The sequence below is a fragment of the Archangium violaceum Cb vi76 genome (assembly GCF_000733295.1).
In the GTDB taxonomy this organism is placed as follows: Bacteria; Myxococcota; Myxococcia; order Myxococcales; family Myxococcaceae; genus Archangium; species Archangium violaceum.
On record NZ_JPMI01000291.1, the window covers coordinates 56,751 to 71,602 of the forward strand.

12 protein-coding genes are annotated in these 14,852 nt (G+C 68.1%); 7 read left to right on the forward strand and 5 right to left on the reverse strand.

The window, feature by feature from the left end:
• The first annotated feature begins 299 nt into the window (after positions 1-299).
• The 3 genes from Q664_RS53310 to Q664_RS39965 all read left to right on the forward strand — a co-directional run bounded on the left by Q664_RS53310 (position 300) and on the right by Q664_RS39965 (position 3,960).
• Positions 300-2,261, forward strand: a complete 1,962-nt coding sequence (locus tag Q664_RS53310) for a PKD domain-containing protein (protein ID WP_152622610.1) — start codon at positions 300-302, stop codon at positions 2,259-2,261.
• Positions 2,262-2,522: 261 nt separating this feature from the next.
• Entirely contained in the window at positions 2,523-3,095 is a 573-nt protein-coding gene (locus tag Q664_RS39960; protein ID WP_043408613.1) for an FG-GAP repeat domain-containing protein, read from the forward strand.
• A 1-nt stretch (position 3,096) separates the two neighbouring features.
• On the forward strand, positions 3,097-3,960 hold the full coding sequence (locus Q664_RS39965; protein ID WP_043408616.1) for an FG-GAP repeat domain-containing protein: 864 nt from the start codon (positions 3,097-3,099) through the stop codon (positions 3,958-3,960).
• Here Q664_RS39965 and Q664_RS39970 read toward each other — a convergent pair.
• The 3 genes from Q664_RS39970 to Q664_RS39980 are packed head-to-tail and all read right to left on the reverse strand — an operon-like array spanning position 3,957 to position 6,576.
• Positions 3,957-4,484, reverse strand: a complete 528-nt coding sequence (locus Q664_RS39970; protein WP_043408619.1) for a hypothetical protein — start codon at positions 4,482-4,484, stop codon at positions 3,957-3,959. The two genes, Q664_RS39965 and Q664_RS39970, sit on opposite strands and share 4 nt — an antisense overlap.
• 17 nt (positions 4,485-4,501) lie before the next feature.
• On the reverse strand, positions 4,502-5,020 hold the full coding sequence (locus tag Q664_RS39975) for a hypothetical protein (protein WP_043408621.1): 519 nt from the start codon (positions 5,018-5,020) through the stop codon (positions 4,502-4,504).
• 5 nt (positions 5,021-5,025) lie between these two features.
• The gene (locus Q664_RS39980) at positions 5,026-6,576 is read right to left on the reverse strand and encodes a ChaN family lipoprotein (protein ID WP_043408624.1); all 1,551 of its coding nucleotides are present in this window, start codon (positions 6,574-6,576) and stop codon (positions 5,026-5,028) included.
• 105 nt (positions 6,577-6,681) lie between these two features.
• Here Q664_RS39980 and Q664_RS39985 point away from each other — a divergent pair, with 105 nt between their 5' ends.
• A complete protein-coding gene (locus tag Q664_RS39985) occupies positions 6,682-9,546 on the forward strand; it encodes a TonB-dependent receptor (protein ID WP_043408825.1) in 2,865 nt (954 codons plus the stop codon).
• Complete coding sequence (locus Q664_RS39990; protein WP_043408627.1) at positions 9,546-10,376, forward strand: 5'-nucleotidase C-terminal domain-containing protein; 831 nt, start codon at positions 9,546-9,548, stop codon at positions 10,374-10,376. Before Q664_RS39985 ends, Q664_RS39990 begins: the two co-directional genes overlap by 1 nt.
• Positions 10,377-10,404: 28 nt before the next feature.
• Here the strand turns inward: Q664_RS39990 and Q664_RS39995 are convergent, their stop codons facing one another.
• The gene (locus Q664_RS39995; RefSeq protein ID WP_043408629.1) at positions 10,405-10,623 is read right to left on the reverse strand and encodes a TIGR04563 family protein; all 219 of its coding nucleotides are present in this window, start codon (positions 10,621-10,623) and stop codon (positions 10,405-10,407) included.
• Positions 10,624-10,628: 5 nt separating this feature from the next.
• Positions 10,629-10,841 carry a TIGR04563 family protein gene (locus Q664_RS40000; protein WP_002628981.1) on the reverse strand — a complete coding sequence of 71 codons (213 nt, stop codon included), beginning with the start codon at positions 10,839-10,841 and terminating at the stop codon, positions 10,629-10,631.
• A gap of 453 nt (positions 10,842-11,294) precedes the next feature.
• Here Q664_RS40000 and tilS point away from each other — a divergent pair, with 453 nt between their 5' ends.
• Both tilS and ftsH read left to right on the forward strand, forming a co-directional pair.
• Complete coding sequence (tilS, locus tag Q664_RS40010) at positions 11,295-12,671, forward strand: tRNA lysidine(34) synthetase TilS (protein ID WP_043408638.1); 1,377 nt, start codon at positions 11,295-11,297, stop codon at positions 12,669-12,671.
• Positions 12,672-12,851: 180 nt separating this feature from the next.
• Positions 12,852-14,771: an ATP-dependent zinc metalloprotease FtsH gene (ftsH, locus tag Q664_RS40015; protein WP_043408640.1), complete on the forward strand. Its 1,920-nt coding sequence runs from the start codon at positions 12,852-12,854 to the stop codon at positions 14,769-14,771.
• Positions 14,772-14,852: the final 81 nt, after the last annotated feature.

A 14,852-nucleotide genomic window follows, 5' to 3' on the forward strand; every position in this document is an offset into this window, starting at 1 on the left:
GGAGCGGAGGCGCGGGCATGCCTTTCATGGCTCATCTGCCATTCAGCCATACAACCCATACGAAAAAAGAAAGAAAAATAGCGGCTGCATAGCTCGCTCGGAGCGGGTCTCAACCTGGGGAAGCGTGTGTCGTGGGCTGCTGCTGACGGATGGCAAGCGCCCATCACAAGCGCTGTCACACTCAGTGGAGATCTTTCCAAATGTTTCGATGGTTCAGGTATTCCGCCGCGCTGATGAGCATGGCGGCAGTGGTTCTCTTTGCCTCCGCTTGTATGACAGGTGATGAGCAGGAGGGTTCTGTGGAGTTCGTTGCCACTGCGAGCCAGGCGCTCTCGGCGGCGGACATCACCAGCATGCGGGTGACGGTGACGGGCTCGGGAATGGAGCCCATGTTGGTCAGCCTCTCCTACGCGAGAGGTCAATGGCAGGCGGTGATGGGCGGCATCCCCGCGGGGGACAACCGCACGTTTTTCGCCGAGGCGTTCGATGGGGGCGGTACCCTGCGCTATCGCGGCCAGGCCTCCGGCATCAACATCCTCTCAGGGGCGACGGCGGCTGTTTACGTCCTGCTGCAGCAGGTGGATGCACCTACTCCCTTCACCAATATCGCTCCCGTCATCGACTGGCTGACCGCCAGCCGCAACGAAGTGGAGCCGGGGGCCAGCGTCTCGCTTGCCGCCGCCGCGCATGATGCCAATGCCGACAACACCATTTCCTACAGCTGGTCAGCCTCGGGGGGGCGCCTTTCCTCGTACTCCTCTACCTCCACCACCTGGACGGCCCCGACCACGGTGGGTACCTACACCCTGAGACTGTCCGTCATCGACAATCACACGGCCACCAACACCACCAGCTTCACCGTTCGTGTCACGCAAGCATCTGCTCAGGGCGCGGCCCAGGTGACGACGGGCTTCAGCACCTGGCCGGAGATCTCGGGAGTCAATGCTTCACCTGCGCGCCTGGTGGCGGGTCAGACGGCCCGGCTCTCCGCCCGTGTCGTGGACAATGACGGTGATGCGCTCTCCTATACGTGGACGACCGACTGCCAGGGCAGCATCTCGGATGCCCGTGTGCTCTCGCCCTCCTTCACCCTGTCCGCGGTGAATGGCCCTACCTGTACCCTCATCCTCAGCGTTTCCGATGGGCGGGGAGGTACGAATACGGGCTCGATCACCATCCAGACGGGGGCGGCTGCCGCCAACTTCGCCCCCCAGATTGATTCCTTCTACCAGGCGTCTGCTCAGGCGGCGGGAGGGGAGAGTCTCTTGCTGTCCGTGGCCGCTCATGACCCCGAGGGGAGCGCGCTCACCTATACCTGGAGCACCACGACGGGCACCCTCTCGGGCCAGACGAATAGCGCCACCAACTCCACCATCCGCTGGAGGGCTCCTGATTGCTTCGCCGAGGCGACTGTCTCCGTCACCATTTCCGACGCCCAGGGAGTTTCCGTCTCCCGCTCCTTCCCCGTCGGCTCCCTTACGCCTTGCACCGGCTCGACGTTCCAGGTGACCTCGCTGTCCGCCACGGGTTGCTCCCCCGTGCTCGATCACAGCTCGATTACAGGCGACGATCGGGGTGGAATCGCCGTCTCGGGCACCCACCTCTTCTATAACAGTGACAGCGGCCTGGGACGCTTCAACCTCAGTGACTTGTCCGGGGGAGTGGGGCTCGGCACCGTCCACGACGGCATCTTCTCGAACCTGAGCAATGGCGCGCTCTGGGTGCTCTGGGATAACACGACCCGTAAAGAGGTCAGCGGCACCGCCTCATCCCAGGTAACCCATCTCCGGCAGATCGATGAGAACGGTGTCTACACGGGACAGTTCCTGTTGCTCTCCACGCCCATTCCCACCAGTGCAAGGGCCGCCCTGTTCGCGAGCTGGAACAAGCTGGTCCTCCACAATGGAACCGCCTTCTACTCCGTGAACCTCCAGACGGGGCAGGTCACTTCGCTCGCAACCCAGACCATGCCCGCCGCGACTTCGTGCGAGACCTGGGCAACCTGGGGAGTGGCTGAGTACGTCAACAACGAGCACTTCATTCTCTACGTGAGTGGGAACGTCATCCGACGCATGCGTCTGTCGGATGGTCAGATCACGGATGCATTCACCTTCACCAACCTCTCCGACATGTGCTCGTTCACCGTGTCGCCGGCAACCGGCCGGTGGTACTGGCATTACGAGTACAGTGGCCAGTGGGGTGGCACTGCTAGCTCCGGCGAGAGCATCGGCTCCTGCCCGGCCACCATCGTCAACCCGTAGAGACAAGCGGGCGCTGACTGTTCGTTGAGAGGCGCTCCATCCCTCGGGACGGGGCGCTTTTCCCATTTCTTTCTGGCGAGAGTCCAGGAGGGAGCGGCCCGGCGGCAGCGCCGCGCTCGTCACGTCTTGCTTGCGAGCCCTCTGTCCCGTGCGCAAGTACACCGCGGGTGGAGGGGTGGAGCGTGACGATGGCTGCGAGTCGTGGTTGGGGGAAGTGGTTCCGGGTGGGCCTGCTCGTGAGCGTGGGGCTGTACACGGGATGTGGAGGTGTACCTGGGCAATGGTCGGGGTGACTTCTCCGAGGCCTCCTCGGTGGAGCTCGAGCGGGAGGTGAACGACGTCGCCGTGGTGGACCTTGGCACGGATGGCTTCCCCGATGTGGTGGCCCGGCACGGCGTGGCGGCGGCGGTGTCGCTGCTGAAGGGCGGGGGAGATGGGACGCTCGCGATGCACGGCCAGCTGGCGGTGGGCCGGGCTCCGAGCAGCGCGGCCACCGCGGATCTGGATGGGGACGGTACGCGGGAGTTGCTGGTGGTCGAGGAGGATGACAACGCCGTATCCGTGTATGCCCTCCCGGACGCCCCCGTCCTCGAGCCGCCCATCTCCCGTTGGTGCCCGCTGAGGCCCTTCCCGGACGGGTCCGCGCGCCTTCCGCCCGTGTCACCGCTGGCGGAGGTGGAGACGGGCGGCGCGCTCCTGGCGCCGGCCGTGGGGGACTTCGATGGGGACGGGCGGAGGGATGTCGCACTCGCGTTGCCAACGCGGGGTGTGCGGCTGGTGTTGAACCCGGGAGGCGGAACCTTCACGACCCGGGACGTGCTCCAGGGACCATGAGGTGTTCAGCCTCGCCGCGGGAGACTTCAACGGCGATGGCCGGAGCGATCTCGCGGTCAGCATGCAGAAGGACGGGTACGACGATTATCTCGCGGGCGTGCTGTGGAATGACGCGACGTACGCCTTCACGGATGGCCTCTTCTTCGGTCCCTCGTTCCATCCCAGCGAGTTGCTGGCCGCGGACTTCAACCGCGACGGGCACGTGGATCTGGCGGCCTCCTTCCAGGGGGTCTGCACGGGGAGCGCGGTGCGTTTCACCAACCAGGGTAATGGCACGTTCCGCGCGAGCAGCCTGACGGATCACAACTTCGAGCCGGATGACCGGTGTCCGAGGGTGGGCGCTCCGCTCGCCGGGGACTTCAATGGGGACGGCACGCTGGATCTCATCCACGACACGCTCGGGCTCAACCTCAACCCCACCGCGGCGGATGGGCGCACACTGCCCGGGTACGGGTTCGGGAACGCGGGGCCGAACCTCGGGATTTCAGACGTGGATGGCGATGGCCGGGTGGAACTGGTGCAAGGGGATTGGCGCAGTAGTGGCGTGTGGCTGCACCTGGGTGACGGGCATGGGTCGTTGAAGTTTCCCGTCCAATGCACGTCGCCCGTCGGTGACAGGGCGCTCGCCCTGGAGGATCTGGATGGGGATGGCGTCGTGGATGCCGCGGGCACGTCCACCGATAGGTCCGAGCTGTGGTTGTCGCTCGGCGAGGGCCAGGGCCGGTGGGGGACGCCGCGGCGTTACGCGCCAGGCGGCGTGGTGGAGTGGGTGAAGCCCGTTGACCTGCTCGGAGACGAGCGCCCCGAGCTCCTCGTCCTGCTGCGCTCGGGCCTGCTGTGGGTGTTCCCCACGCCGGAGTCCTAACGGGGGCTCCGCCAGTAGACGATGAACTTCCCGTGCGGGTACTCGCCCTTGTACCCACAGGGCCATCCTCCGGAGCGGTACAGCGAGAAGAGCTCCTCGAGGAAGGGGCTCAGCCTCCCGCCCCCGAGGAATCGCGCGGCCGCCACATGCGCCAGAGTGGGCGCGATGTCCTCTGCCAGCTCCTCACGCTCCTGGAGGTCATCCCGGGCAACAAGGCTGTCCCATGCCGCCTGCACGATGCGATCCTCGAGGACGTCCAACTCCTTATGAAGAGCGCTGTATTCAGCCGGTGGCAGGGAGCTGGTGACATCCTGATATTCGCTGAACTGGTGTGCCTTGAGATCGGCCCAGATCGATACGTCCTCGGGAAGCTCCTGGCTCTTCGCATACTGGAGTGCGTCTTCGAGCCTGGAGACGACCATCACCTTCCCGCCGTCCAATTCTCCCGAGAACGAGAGGAGTCCGCCCCTCGACACGAACTCCAGGACCTCTTGGGCCAGTCCCAGGTTTCTTTCGATGTTCATCGGCCCCACCACTTTCGTCAGGGCTCGAGGCGCTCGAAACGCTTGAGGAGCCGGAGCGAGGAGAGGTCGAGCACGGAGAGCAGGCGGGAGCCCCGGATGACGAGCTCGGAGGGGCCCGTGACGAGGTAGAGGGCCTCCCAGGCGAAGTCGGAGCCGACGAAGCACCAGCTGTCCCCATCGGGCAGCAGTCCCACCCGCCACGCGGGCATCACGTAGTGCTTGTAGCCCCAGAGCCGCTCACGGCTCACATCCTCGAAGCGCACGTGGGGATGGAACAGCAGGGGAGGGTGGTGGTCCTCGGGATCCACGACGGCGAGCCTCCCTCCCGGAGGCACGAGCTTGCGGAGCGCGTCGAGCACCCGCTGCTGCAACTCGATGATCTCGTCCGCTACTGTCTCGTCGTAGGGGGAGAAGCCTTCCGGGATGCGGTAGCGCACCAGCTCGCGTTCCTTCTGCTGCAGTGCATCGAGCACCGCCAGAGACGGGGTGATCGTCGGGTCATCGAAGTCGAGATGTTGCCAGGCTCGAGCGTTCATATGTGTCACCGGGACAGGCGGCGGACCCAGTCGAAGTACGTGGCCCTCGGGTCCTCCAGGGGATCTCGGAACAGCGCCCGGAGCTCCGCACGCTCCACCTGGCCGCCGTCGAAGTCCCGGTAGAGCGCGTCTCCCAGCAGGTACCCGAGCGCGTGGCTGACGCCGTGGAAGAGCCGATCCTTGCGCAAGGGCAGCAGCTTCACCGCCTCGTCCGGCACCTCCACCTCCGCCGCCTTGTGCGCCAGCACGAACGCGGCGATCTGCCGCTCCACGCCCCGTGCTCCGGCGAAGCGCAGCGCCCACTCGCCCGTCCCCAGGCAGGTACGCCGTGGGTTCACCAGCTTCGAGCCGAAGAAGCCCAGCGCCTCCTCCAGGCACCGCGCGTAGAATGCATCCGACGCCCGCCGGGGCGCCTCCATCGCGTCTCCCACCGCGCAGTGCCGGACGAAGTGCGCCGCCTCCTCGGCCGCGTGGTTCAGCGACAGCGACGCCAGGTACGCCGTCCTCGACCGGGGGATGTAGCAGCTCTCCCGCGAGAGGATGTGCCTCCGCAGTTGCAGCAACTCGCCCTGCGTGAAGCGGCCCCGCTGCTGGATGCGCCCCAGCGCGTCCTCGTCCGCCGCCGTCACCACCTCCACCTCGTCCAGCCACCGGCCCACCGGTACTCCCGCCAGCCGGCCGATGAGGCTCGCCATCTCCCGGAAGCGCTCCGCCGCGCTCCTGTCTTTCAGCGGCGAGTCTCCCGACTCCGCCTCCAGGTAGTCCAGGAAGCTCTGCTGGCACACCACCGGCGAGGCGTTCAGCAGGCACAGCGCTCCGTCCGGTAGCTCCACCGCTGGCGACATGCCCACCTTGCCCTCACGCGCCAGCCGCCAGTAGACGCCCTCGGCGTTCTGGTACACCACCAGCCCGCGCGCCCCGTGTGCCTCGCCCAGGGCGTGCTCCACCTGCGCTGGCAGGTGGCAGGGCGCCACGTGGTACTGGCCCACCAGCACCATCACCCGCGGCTTGTCCTCCGCCCGCACCGCCCGGGCGATCCGCTCCGCCGCGTACGCGTCCCGCAGCTCCAGCGAGCGCTCGCCCTGCGCGCGCCGATCGATGCCCACCACTTCCAGCCGATGACGCTTCGCGTAGGCCAGCATCGTGCGCAGGCCCGACCAGGAGCCCTGATTCGAGCCCTGGCCCAGCCGGGCGAGCAGGGCCCTCTCCGCCAGCCGGCCCGCGAGGTACGCCTCCACCGCCGCCTGGTGCCGGCCCTCGACGCACTCGAGCGCCAGCACGACGCGGCGGCCCGCCTCCCGCACGCCCTCGACCAGCTCCAGGTACGTCTCCTGGGCCAGCGGCAGGGTGTGGTAGTCGCCCACGTACACCACGTCCGCCGCCTGCACCCGCTGCGACACCGCCGAGGCCGTCAGCACCCGCCGGTACTCGGACGTGCGCCGGCGGTAGCGGGCCTCATAGGCCCGGAAGGCCGCGGACTGCCCCTCGATGACCCGGGCGATCTGGGCCTTCTGGCGGCGGAACAAGGCGAGGTGGAGGGCGAGCGACGCGCGCATGGACGATCACAACTCGCACGCGAGTGCCAGCCCGGCAAAAATTCGGCCCCCCCGACCCCCCTTCCTTGACGGGCCGAACCCCTCGGGAGACGATCCGGGTTGACCGTGAAGTCCGTACTTACGAGATCACGCCTCTTCCTCCTCGCGCTCGTGCTCCTCACGGCGTTGCCCGTGCTCGCCCAGGAGCAGGCGACACTGCTTCACAACGCGCCCGAGCAGGCGGCGCCCGGCGTGGCGCTCGTGATCGACGGCGTGCTCACCGGGACGCAGCGCATCATGCGCATGGTCATCCGCTACCGCGGGCCCGGCGAGCCCTACGCCGAGACTCCCCTGGAGTTGCAGTACGGCGACTTGTACCGGGGGACCATCCCGGCCTCGAGCCTGACCCCGCCCGGTGTCGAGTACTACGTGGAGGGTTTCACTCCCGGCGGGGAGCGCGTGCCCCTCTTCAAGAGCGCCACGCGTCCCGCTCGCGTCGTCGTCGTGGGCCAGGTGCAATCCACGCGCACACCGCTCTCCTCCCGCTCCGTCGAGCCCCGTTCCGTCGAGCCCGAGCCCGCTTCCAGGACCGAGCCACCCTCCCGCGGCGAGCGCAGGTCCGAGCCGGGCCGCAGGAGCGAGCCCACCGCGAAGGCGGAGCCGGTACACAAGGAACCGGCGCCGAAGTCCGAGCCCGCTCCGAAGGCCGAGCGCAGGCCCGAGCCCCCTCGGAAGTCCGCCGACTCCGATGACGCCATGGCGGCCCTGACCGCCGAGCTGCCTCCGGACTCCGGGAGTACCGCTTCGCGCCCGGCCGCCGTGAGGCCCTCGCGTACCGCCGAGTCCGAGGCGCCCGAGTCGAAGCGCTCGGAGCTGGAGGAGGATCTCGCGCTCTACACCGCCGAGGACACCCTGGCGCTGGCCACCCGTCACGAGGAGAAGGTGAAGAAGGTGCCCGCCATCGCCGCCTCCTTCGGGCGCGAGCAGATCCGCGCCCTGGGGGCGCGCACGGTGGCGGACGTGTTGGACGTGATGCCCGGCCTCACCCTCAGCCGAGACGTGCAGGGCTTCCACCGCGTCGCCATCCGCGGCCTGCGCAACGACGCCGAGGTGCTCTTCCTCCTCAATGGCCAGCGCCTCAACAACTTCTTCGACGGCAAGGCGCTGATGAACCTGCCGGTGGAGAACCTGGAGCGCATCGAGGTCATCCGCGGGCCCGGCTCGGCGCTCTACGGTGCCGGCGCCTTCCTGGGCGTGGTGAACATCGTCACCCAGCGCGCCGAGGGCCTGCGCGCGGCCGTCTCCGGCGGTGGGTTTCCCAAACTCGGCGATCCGCTCGCCACCACCTTCGATGGTCATGTCTCCGGGGCCCACGCCTTCGGCCGCTTCAAGCTCTTCGGCGACGCGGACGTCTGGCACCAGGTAGGGGACACGGAGGCCATCGAGACGGACGCGCTCAGCGCGGACACGCTCGCCCAGAAGCTGCGCGAGCCGTTGGATCCTTCCGGTACCACCCAGGACGATCGCTTCCTGCTCAACCTGGGCCTGGGGTTCGGCTACGAGCCGTCGTCCGCGAGCAACCTCCAGGTGTCCGCGCGGCTGCTCTCCGAGAACCGTTCCGCCCTGGTGGGCCTCTTCGACACCGTGGGGCCGGGCTCGCGCCTGGGGTGGCAGGTGTTCCTCGGCGACGTCACCTACGAGCACCAGCTGAACGACCGGGTGCGCCTGCGTGCGCGTCTCCATGGGGAGCAGCAGAGCACGGACCGGCTCTTCCAGATCGGCCCGGACGGCTTCCGCACCGGCCCGGATGACAACCAGCTCTTCCCGGACGGCATGCTCGAGCAGACGCGCGTCACCGTGCAGTCGCTGGGCACCAGCGTGGACTCGGACGTGTCGCTCTTCGAGGGCAACCGTTTGTCCCTGGGCGCCGTGGCCGAGCTGCAGATGCTGGGCGCCTACAGCTACGAGACCAACTACACGCTCGACAGCCGGCTCCGGCCCTCGCTGACCACGCCCGAGAAGGTGGTGGACATCCTGAAGCTGGCGGATGGCGCGGCGTCGCGGCGCCTGACGTTCAGCGCCTTCGCGCAGGACCAGTGGACGGTGGTGGAGCCGCTCACGCTCACCTTCGGGGTGCGCGCGGACGTCACCCAGTTGCCCTCGGTGGACAACACCAACGCCATCACCGGCACGCAACTGGTGCCGAGCATCAACCCGCGCGTGGGGCTCGTCTTCTCGCCCACGGACTCGCTCGTCCTCAAGCTGCTCTACGGCCGCGCCTTCCGCCCGCCCACGCTCCAGGAGCTGCTGGAGACCATCCCCAACACCTACTACAACCAGGGCCGCTTCGAGGGGAACCCGACCCTGCTGCCCGCCGTGGTGAACACGCTGGAGGCCGGCGCGGACCTCATCCAGGTCTCCGGCGAGTCGCGCGTGCGCATCCGCGCCAACGCCTTCCTGGAGAGCTTCTCCAACCCCATCGCGGCGGTGGACACCTCGGGCAACATCGTCCCGGTGCGCAACCGCGAGCTGGGCGTGCTCGTCTACGGCGTGGAGGGCGAGGCCCGTCTGGAGGCCTCCCGGCGCGCCACCACGTGGATCAACGCGAGCCTCTTCCGGGCCGAGGACCAGGCGTTGCCCGCCAACCACCGCTTCCTCACCGACACGCCCCAGGCGCGCTTCAACGCCGGGGTGTCCATGCCCATCGGGGACTTCATCAACTTCGACGTGGTGGTGCGCGCGGGCGCCGAGCGGCGCAACAACACGCGCTCCGTGCTGGAGCTCATCCGCCGCTACAAGATTCCCGCCTACGGCCTCATCACCGCGCAGGTGCGCACCGAGCCCATCGGCGACCACTTCGAGCTGGCCGTGGTGGTGCAGAACGTCTTCGACTCGGACCTGCGCGACGACGTCCCCCGGCCGGACCGCATGCCTGGCCTGATTCCGCGCGAGGGCGTCTCCGCCTTCCTCACCCTGAGGGCCCGCAACTGATGTCCCGCTCGCTCACCGCCGCCTTGTTGGCCGTGGCCCTGGCTCCGGGGCCCGGCTGCCTGCAGTACAACGACCAGTGCCAGCCGCTGGTGGCCGATCCGGAATCCACCGTCGGCTACCTGGGTGAGGACGTCTACCTCGACAGGCCCTACGCCCGTCACGACAACAACGCGCTCGGGCAGCTCGCCGCGGATGCCTTCCGGCACGCCGAGGACGCCTCCAAGGCGCCCGCGGAGCTGGGCATCATCAACGGGGGCTCGCTGCGCGCCGAGGGCCTGTGCGTCACCCGCACCGTCATCCCCAAGGGCCCGCTCAAGAAGGGCCTGCTGCACGAAGTGCTCCTCTTCGAGAACTCCGTGGTGACGGTGGACCTCACCGAGCAGCAACTGGTGGGCATGTTCGAGCACGCGGCGTCGGGGCTGTACCGGGAGGAGCAGACCATCCTCTTTCCCTCCGGTGCCTTCCTGCACGTGTCCGAGGGCACCACGGTGCGCGTGGACTGTTCCCGCCCCGTGGGCTCGCGCGTGGTGGAGCTGCAGGTGAACGCGCGCACGGTGCCGCTGCCGGCTCGCGCGGATCCGTCCATCAAGTACCGCGTGGCGATGCCCAACTTCCTGCTCGGAGGCGGGGACGGCTACGACGCCATCTTCCAGGACGCGGCCACGGATCTCTCGCGCAATCCCGTCACGGCGAGCACGGCGGAGGGCAAGGCCACGGATGCCAACCTCACCGAGGCCCATATGCGGTCGAACCATTCGACCGAGAACCGGGCGCTCCGGGAGGCTGGCCGTATCCTCTTCGAGAACTGCGCCCGGCCCGCCAGGCCCTGAGAGGGCCGGGGGCGCGGGGCTGGCGACTTCAGGACTGCGGGTTGTCCGAACCGTCCGGCTGGTTCGGCGTGGGGCCGAAGACGTCGTTGGGCGACGGCATCTTGCGCAGCTCGGCGCGGGCCACCTTCCACGCCTGCTGGACGATCCACGAGAGCGAGCGATCCTGCCGCGTCGCCTCACGCTGGATTTCGTCCAGCATGTCCTCGGGGAAGTAGAGACTCTGCTTACGATGATCGGTGGCTGCCATGAAGCTCAGGACCTCCCTTCTTCACGAGGGTCCTGCCGCTCGTCACCCGTCACGTCGTTCACCGCGGGGAACGACTTGATACGGTCTCGAGCGATCTTCCAGGCCTGCTGCACCACCCACGAGAGCGAGCGATCCTGGCGGTTGGCTTCCTCTTGGATCTCCTTGAGCATCTCCTCGGGGAAGTAGAGGGACTGCTTACGCTTGTCGGTGCCTGCCATCCTGGCTCTCCGCAACGGATACGAGGTGACGACCTGAACACACCGGTGCCGTTATCCGACAGACGCCCTGACGGGTCAACGGTTTCGAAGTGCTCCCGTACCGTATGCAGTCGTACAAGCTCCGTCAGGGGAAAAATACCCGCAAAAGGGAACGCCCCGGATCCTTCCAGTGATGGAAGAACCCGGGGCGCTCCGGAAAGAAGGACCGCCAGGACTGATCCCGGCGGCCCCGTGGGCCCAGAGGGGGAGGGGGGGGACCCCTAGGCCCAACTCCGTCGAAAATTCACGTTCAAAACATCTTGCGTCGCGTCACCTATTCCCCTCTCCATCTTTTCCCCGACCCACCCGACCCTCGCGACCTTCGTGACGATCATAAGAATCGCCTTCAGCCCCTTCAACCGGCTGCATCCGGTGTAACCGGACTCGCTCGATTCTGATTCCTTGGCCTGTTCAATGCCCTCCACTGGTGACGCCAGCGTCCTGTTTTCGACGGCCCTGAGGGAGTCCTACCGGCAGCTCGGGCTGGAGGGAGGCTCCGTGCTGCTGGCCGTGTCCGGAGGCGCGGACTCCACGGCGCTCCTCGTGGGCACGGCCGGAGTGCGTGAGGCGCTCTCACTGCGGGTGGAAGTGGCCACGCTCGACCACGGGCTGCGGCCGGAAGCCCAGGCGGAGGTGCGGGCGGTCGTCCAGCTGGCCGCCCGATGGGGGCTGCCCTGTCATGTCATTCCATTGCAGTTGTCTCCGGGTTCCGGGGTGGAAGCCCGGGCCCGCGAGGCGCGGTACGCGGCCCTGGAGGCGCTGCGGCGGGAGCGGAGTCTCCAGGTGGTGGCCACGGCGCACACGGCCTCGGACCAGGCGGAGACGCTCCTCATGCGGCTCGTCCGGGGCACGGCCCTGAGGGGCGCGGCGGGCATCCATCGGGCGCGGCCCTTCCTCGTCCGGCCCCTGCTCGAGCGCACGCGCGAGGAGGTGGAGGCCTTCCTGGCCGAGGAGGGGGTCTCCTTCGTGACGGACCCGATGAACCGGGATCCGGCCTTCTTCAGGACGCGCATCCGCCATGAGGTGCTGCCGGTGCTCGCTCGTGCCGCGGGCTTCCCGGTGGCGCCCCGGCTGGCGGCCTTCGCCCGGCTGGCCGCCGAGGACGAAGCCCTGCTGAGCGGGCTGGCGGACGGGGCCTGGAGCCGGCTCTCGCTTCCGGATGGGAGCCTGGACGCGGTGGGGGTGCGCGCCCTGGAGCCGCCCCTGCGCCGCCGGGTGCTGGCTCGCCTGCTGGCCGGGTCCGGCGCGGAGGTGGACGAGGCCTCGCTGGCCCGGGTGCTGAGGGCCGTGGAGACGGGCCGGCCCGTGTCTCTCGGGGGCGGGCGGGCGCGCGGGGCCCTTCAGTTGAGGACCGCGGGCGGGCGCGTGCGGTGCGTGCGCCGCGAGGCCGTGGCTCCTGTCGAGCCGTCCCCTGTCCTGGTGCTGGCGGGGGAGGGGGCCTCGGGGCTGCAGCCGGGCACGGGCTGGACCTTCACCGTGGCGACGATGCCTCCTCCACCGGGCACGCTCGGCCTGCCTCTTTCCGAGGAGACGCGGTGGCCCCTCACGGTGCGCACGCGCGGGCCGGGAGACCGGGTGAGGGGACCCGCGGGCTCGCGCAAGCTGCAGGACGTGCTGGTGGACCGGCGCGTTCCCGCCGAGCGCCGCGACCTGCTGCCGGTGGTGACGGACGCCGAGCAGACGGTGCTCTGGGTGCCGGACGTTTGGAATTCCACGTCCGCGGCCGCTGTACGCCTCTTTCTGTGGGCCTCACCCCCGGTTCCGAGCGTGGCCGGTCCCCCTCCGTTATAGAGTGGACCACTGCGCGGAGGTTGAGGGGTGGAACCCCCAAAATAGTTGAGGCGTTTTTGCTGTTGCTGATACCGTCCGATAAACGGGCAACACGCCCGGTGTCGTGACAAACGGTCGAAACTGCTGGGCATTTTTCGGCCGTGCCCTCATACCGCCGAGCTCCGAAAGGGCAGCTGACACGTGCGTTCGACTTATAAGACCATCGGCCTTTGGGTCATCCTGATCGTCCTCTTCGTCGCCTTCTACAACTTCTTCTCCACGGGCGGCGACCAGGTACAGGAGCCGACCTTCACCCAGTTCCTGGCCAACGTGGAGGCCAACAAGGTTCGCGCCGTCTCGGTGAAGGGGAACACCTACCAGGGTGTGTACGCCGGCACGGATGAGAAGTTCCGCACCACCGGCCCCGAGCCGGATGCCGCCGTGCTCGAGCAGCTGCGCAAGAACGGCGTGGACGTGAAGTACGAGCGCGAGGAGCAGAACAGCCTCTGGCTCACCATCCTGGGCCAGTGGATGCCCGTCGTCTTCCTCTTCCTGTTCTTCATCTTCTTCATGCGCCAGCTGCAGGGTGGCAGCGGCAAGGCGATGACCTTCGGCAAGTCCAAGGCGCGGCTCCTCAACGAGAGCCACAACAAGATCACGTTCGCGGACGTGGCCGGCGCCGACGAGTGCAAGGAGGAGCTGGAGGAGATCGTCGCGTTCCTCAAGGATCCCAAGAAGTTCACCAAGCTCGGCGGCCGCATCCCCAAGGGCGTGCTGATGATGGGCCCTCCGGGTACCGGCAAGACGCTGCTGGCCCGTGCGGTGGCCGGTGAGGCCGGCGTTCCGTTCTTCTCCATCTCCGGCTCGGACTTCGTGGAGATGTTCGTGGGCGTGGGCGCCAGCCGCGTGCGCGACCTGTTCGAGCAGGGCAAGAAGAACGCCCCCTGCATCATCTTCATCGACGAGATCGACGCCGTGGGCCGTCACCGTGGCGCGGGCCTCGGCGGTGGTCACGACGAGCGCGAGCAGACGCTCAACCAGCTCCTGGTGGAGATGGACGGCTTCGAGTCCAACGAGGGCGTCATCCTCATCGCCGCCACCAACCGTCCGGACGTGTTGGATCCCGCGCTCCAGCGCCCGGGCCGCTTCGACCGGCGCATCGTCGTGCCCCGTCCGGACCTGAAGGGCCGCCTGGGCGTGCTCAAGGTGCACACGCGCCGCGTGCCGCTGGCTCCCGAGGTGGAGCTCGAGGTCATCGCCCGCGGTACGCCGGGCATGACGGGCGCGGACCTGGAGAACCTGGTCAACGAGTCGGCGCTGATGGCCGCCCGCCAGAACAAGGAGCGCGTGGACCTCAGCGACTTCGAGCAGGCCAAGGACAAGGTCTTCATGGGCCCCGAGCGCAAGTCCATGATCATGACCGAGAAGGAGAAGCGCAACACGGCCGTCCACGAGGCCGGCCACGCGCTGATCGCCAAGCTGCTGCCCGGCTGCGATCCCCTCCACAAGGTCACCATCATCCCGCGCGGCCAGGCCCTGGGTCTCACCTGGAGCCTGCCCCTCGAGGACAAGGTCAACGGGTACAAGAAGCAGATCCTCGATCAGATCACCATGGCCATGGGCGGCCGCATCGCCGAGGAGCTGATCTTCAACGAGATGAGCTCCGGTGCCTCCAACGACATCGAGCGGGCGACCGAGACGGCGCGCGCCATGGTGTGCCGCTGGGGCATGAGCGAGAAGATGGGCCCCCTGTCCTTCGGCAAGAGCGACGGTGAGGTGTTCCTGGGCCGCGACTTCAACTCGGCCAAGGACTACTCCGAGGACACGGCGCGGCAGATCGACGCCGAGGTGCGCAGCATCGTCATGGGCTGCTACGAGAACGGCAAGCGGCTGCTCACCGAGCACCTCGCGGGCCTCAATCGCGTGGCCGATGCGCTGGTGGAGTACGAGACGCTGGATGCCGAGGACGTGAACATCCTCCTGCAGGGCGGGCAGCTGACCCGCGAGCGTCCGCCTCCCCGCGTCGTGGCGCCGCCCACGAAGTCCACCGAGAAGAAGGACAAGCGGAAGATCCTCGACGCGCTCGAGGGGCTCCCCAACATGGAGCCGAACAAGGCGTAGCCTGAGCTCCGCTTCCGTGTAGAACCCGGGCCCTCTCCACTCTCGTGGGGAGGGCCCTTCTGCTGTCCGGGCTCTTTCGAG

Coding starts and splice junctions, on each gene's coding strand:
- Q664_RS39975 (WP_043408621.1), bottom strand. CDS start 5,020: ATGAACGCTCGAGCCTGGCAACATCTCGACTTCGATGACCCGACGATC.
- tilS (WP_043408638.1), top strand. CDS start 11,295: ATGCCCTCCACTGGTGACGCCAGCGTCCTGTTTTCGACGGCCCTGAGG.
- Q664_RS39980 (WP_043408624.1), bottom strand. CDS start 6,576: ATGCGCGCGTCGCTCGCCCTCCACCTCGCCTTGTTCCGCCGCCAGAAG.
- Q664_RS39970 (WP_043408619.1), bottom strand. CDS start 4,484: ATGAACATCGAAAGAAACCTGGGACTGGCCCAAGAGGTCCTGGAGTTC.
- Q664_RS40000 (WP_002628981.1), bottom strand. CDS start 10,841: ATGGCAGGCACCGACAAGCGTAAGCAGTCCCTCTACTTCCCCGAGGAG.
- Q664_RS39990 (WP_043408627.1), top strand. CDS start 9,546: ATGTCCCGCTCGCTCACCGCCGCCTTGTTGGCCGTGGCCCTGGCTCCG.
- Q664_RS39995 (WP_043408629.1), bottom strand. CDS start 10,623: ATGGCAGCCACCGATCATCGTAAGCAGAGTCTCTACTTCCCCGAGGAC.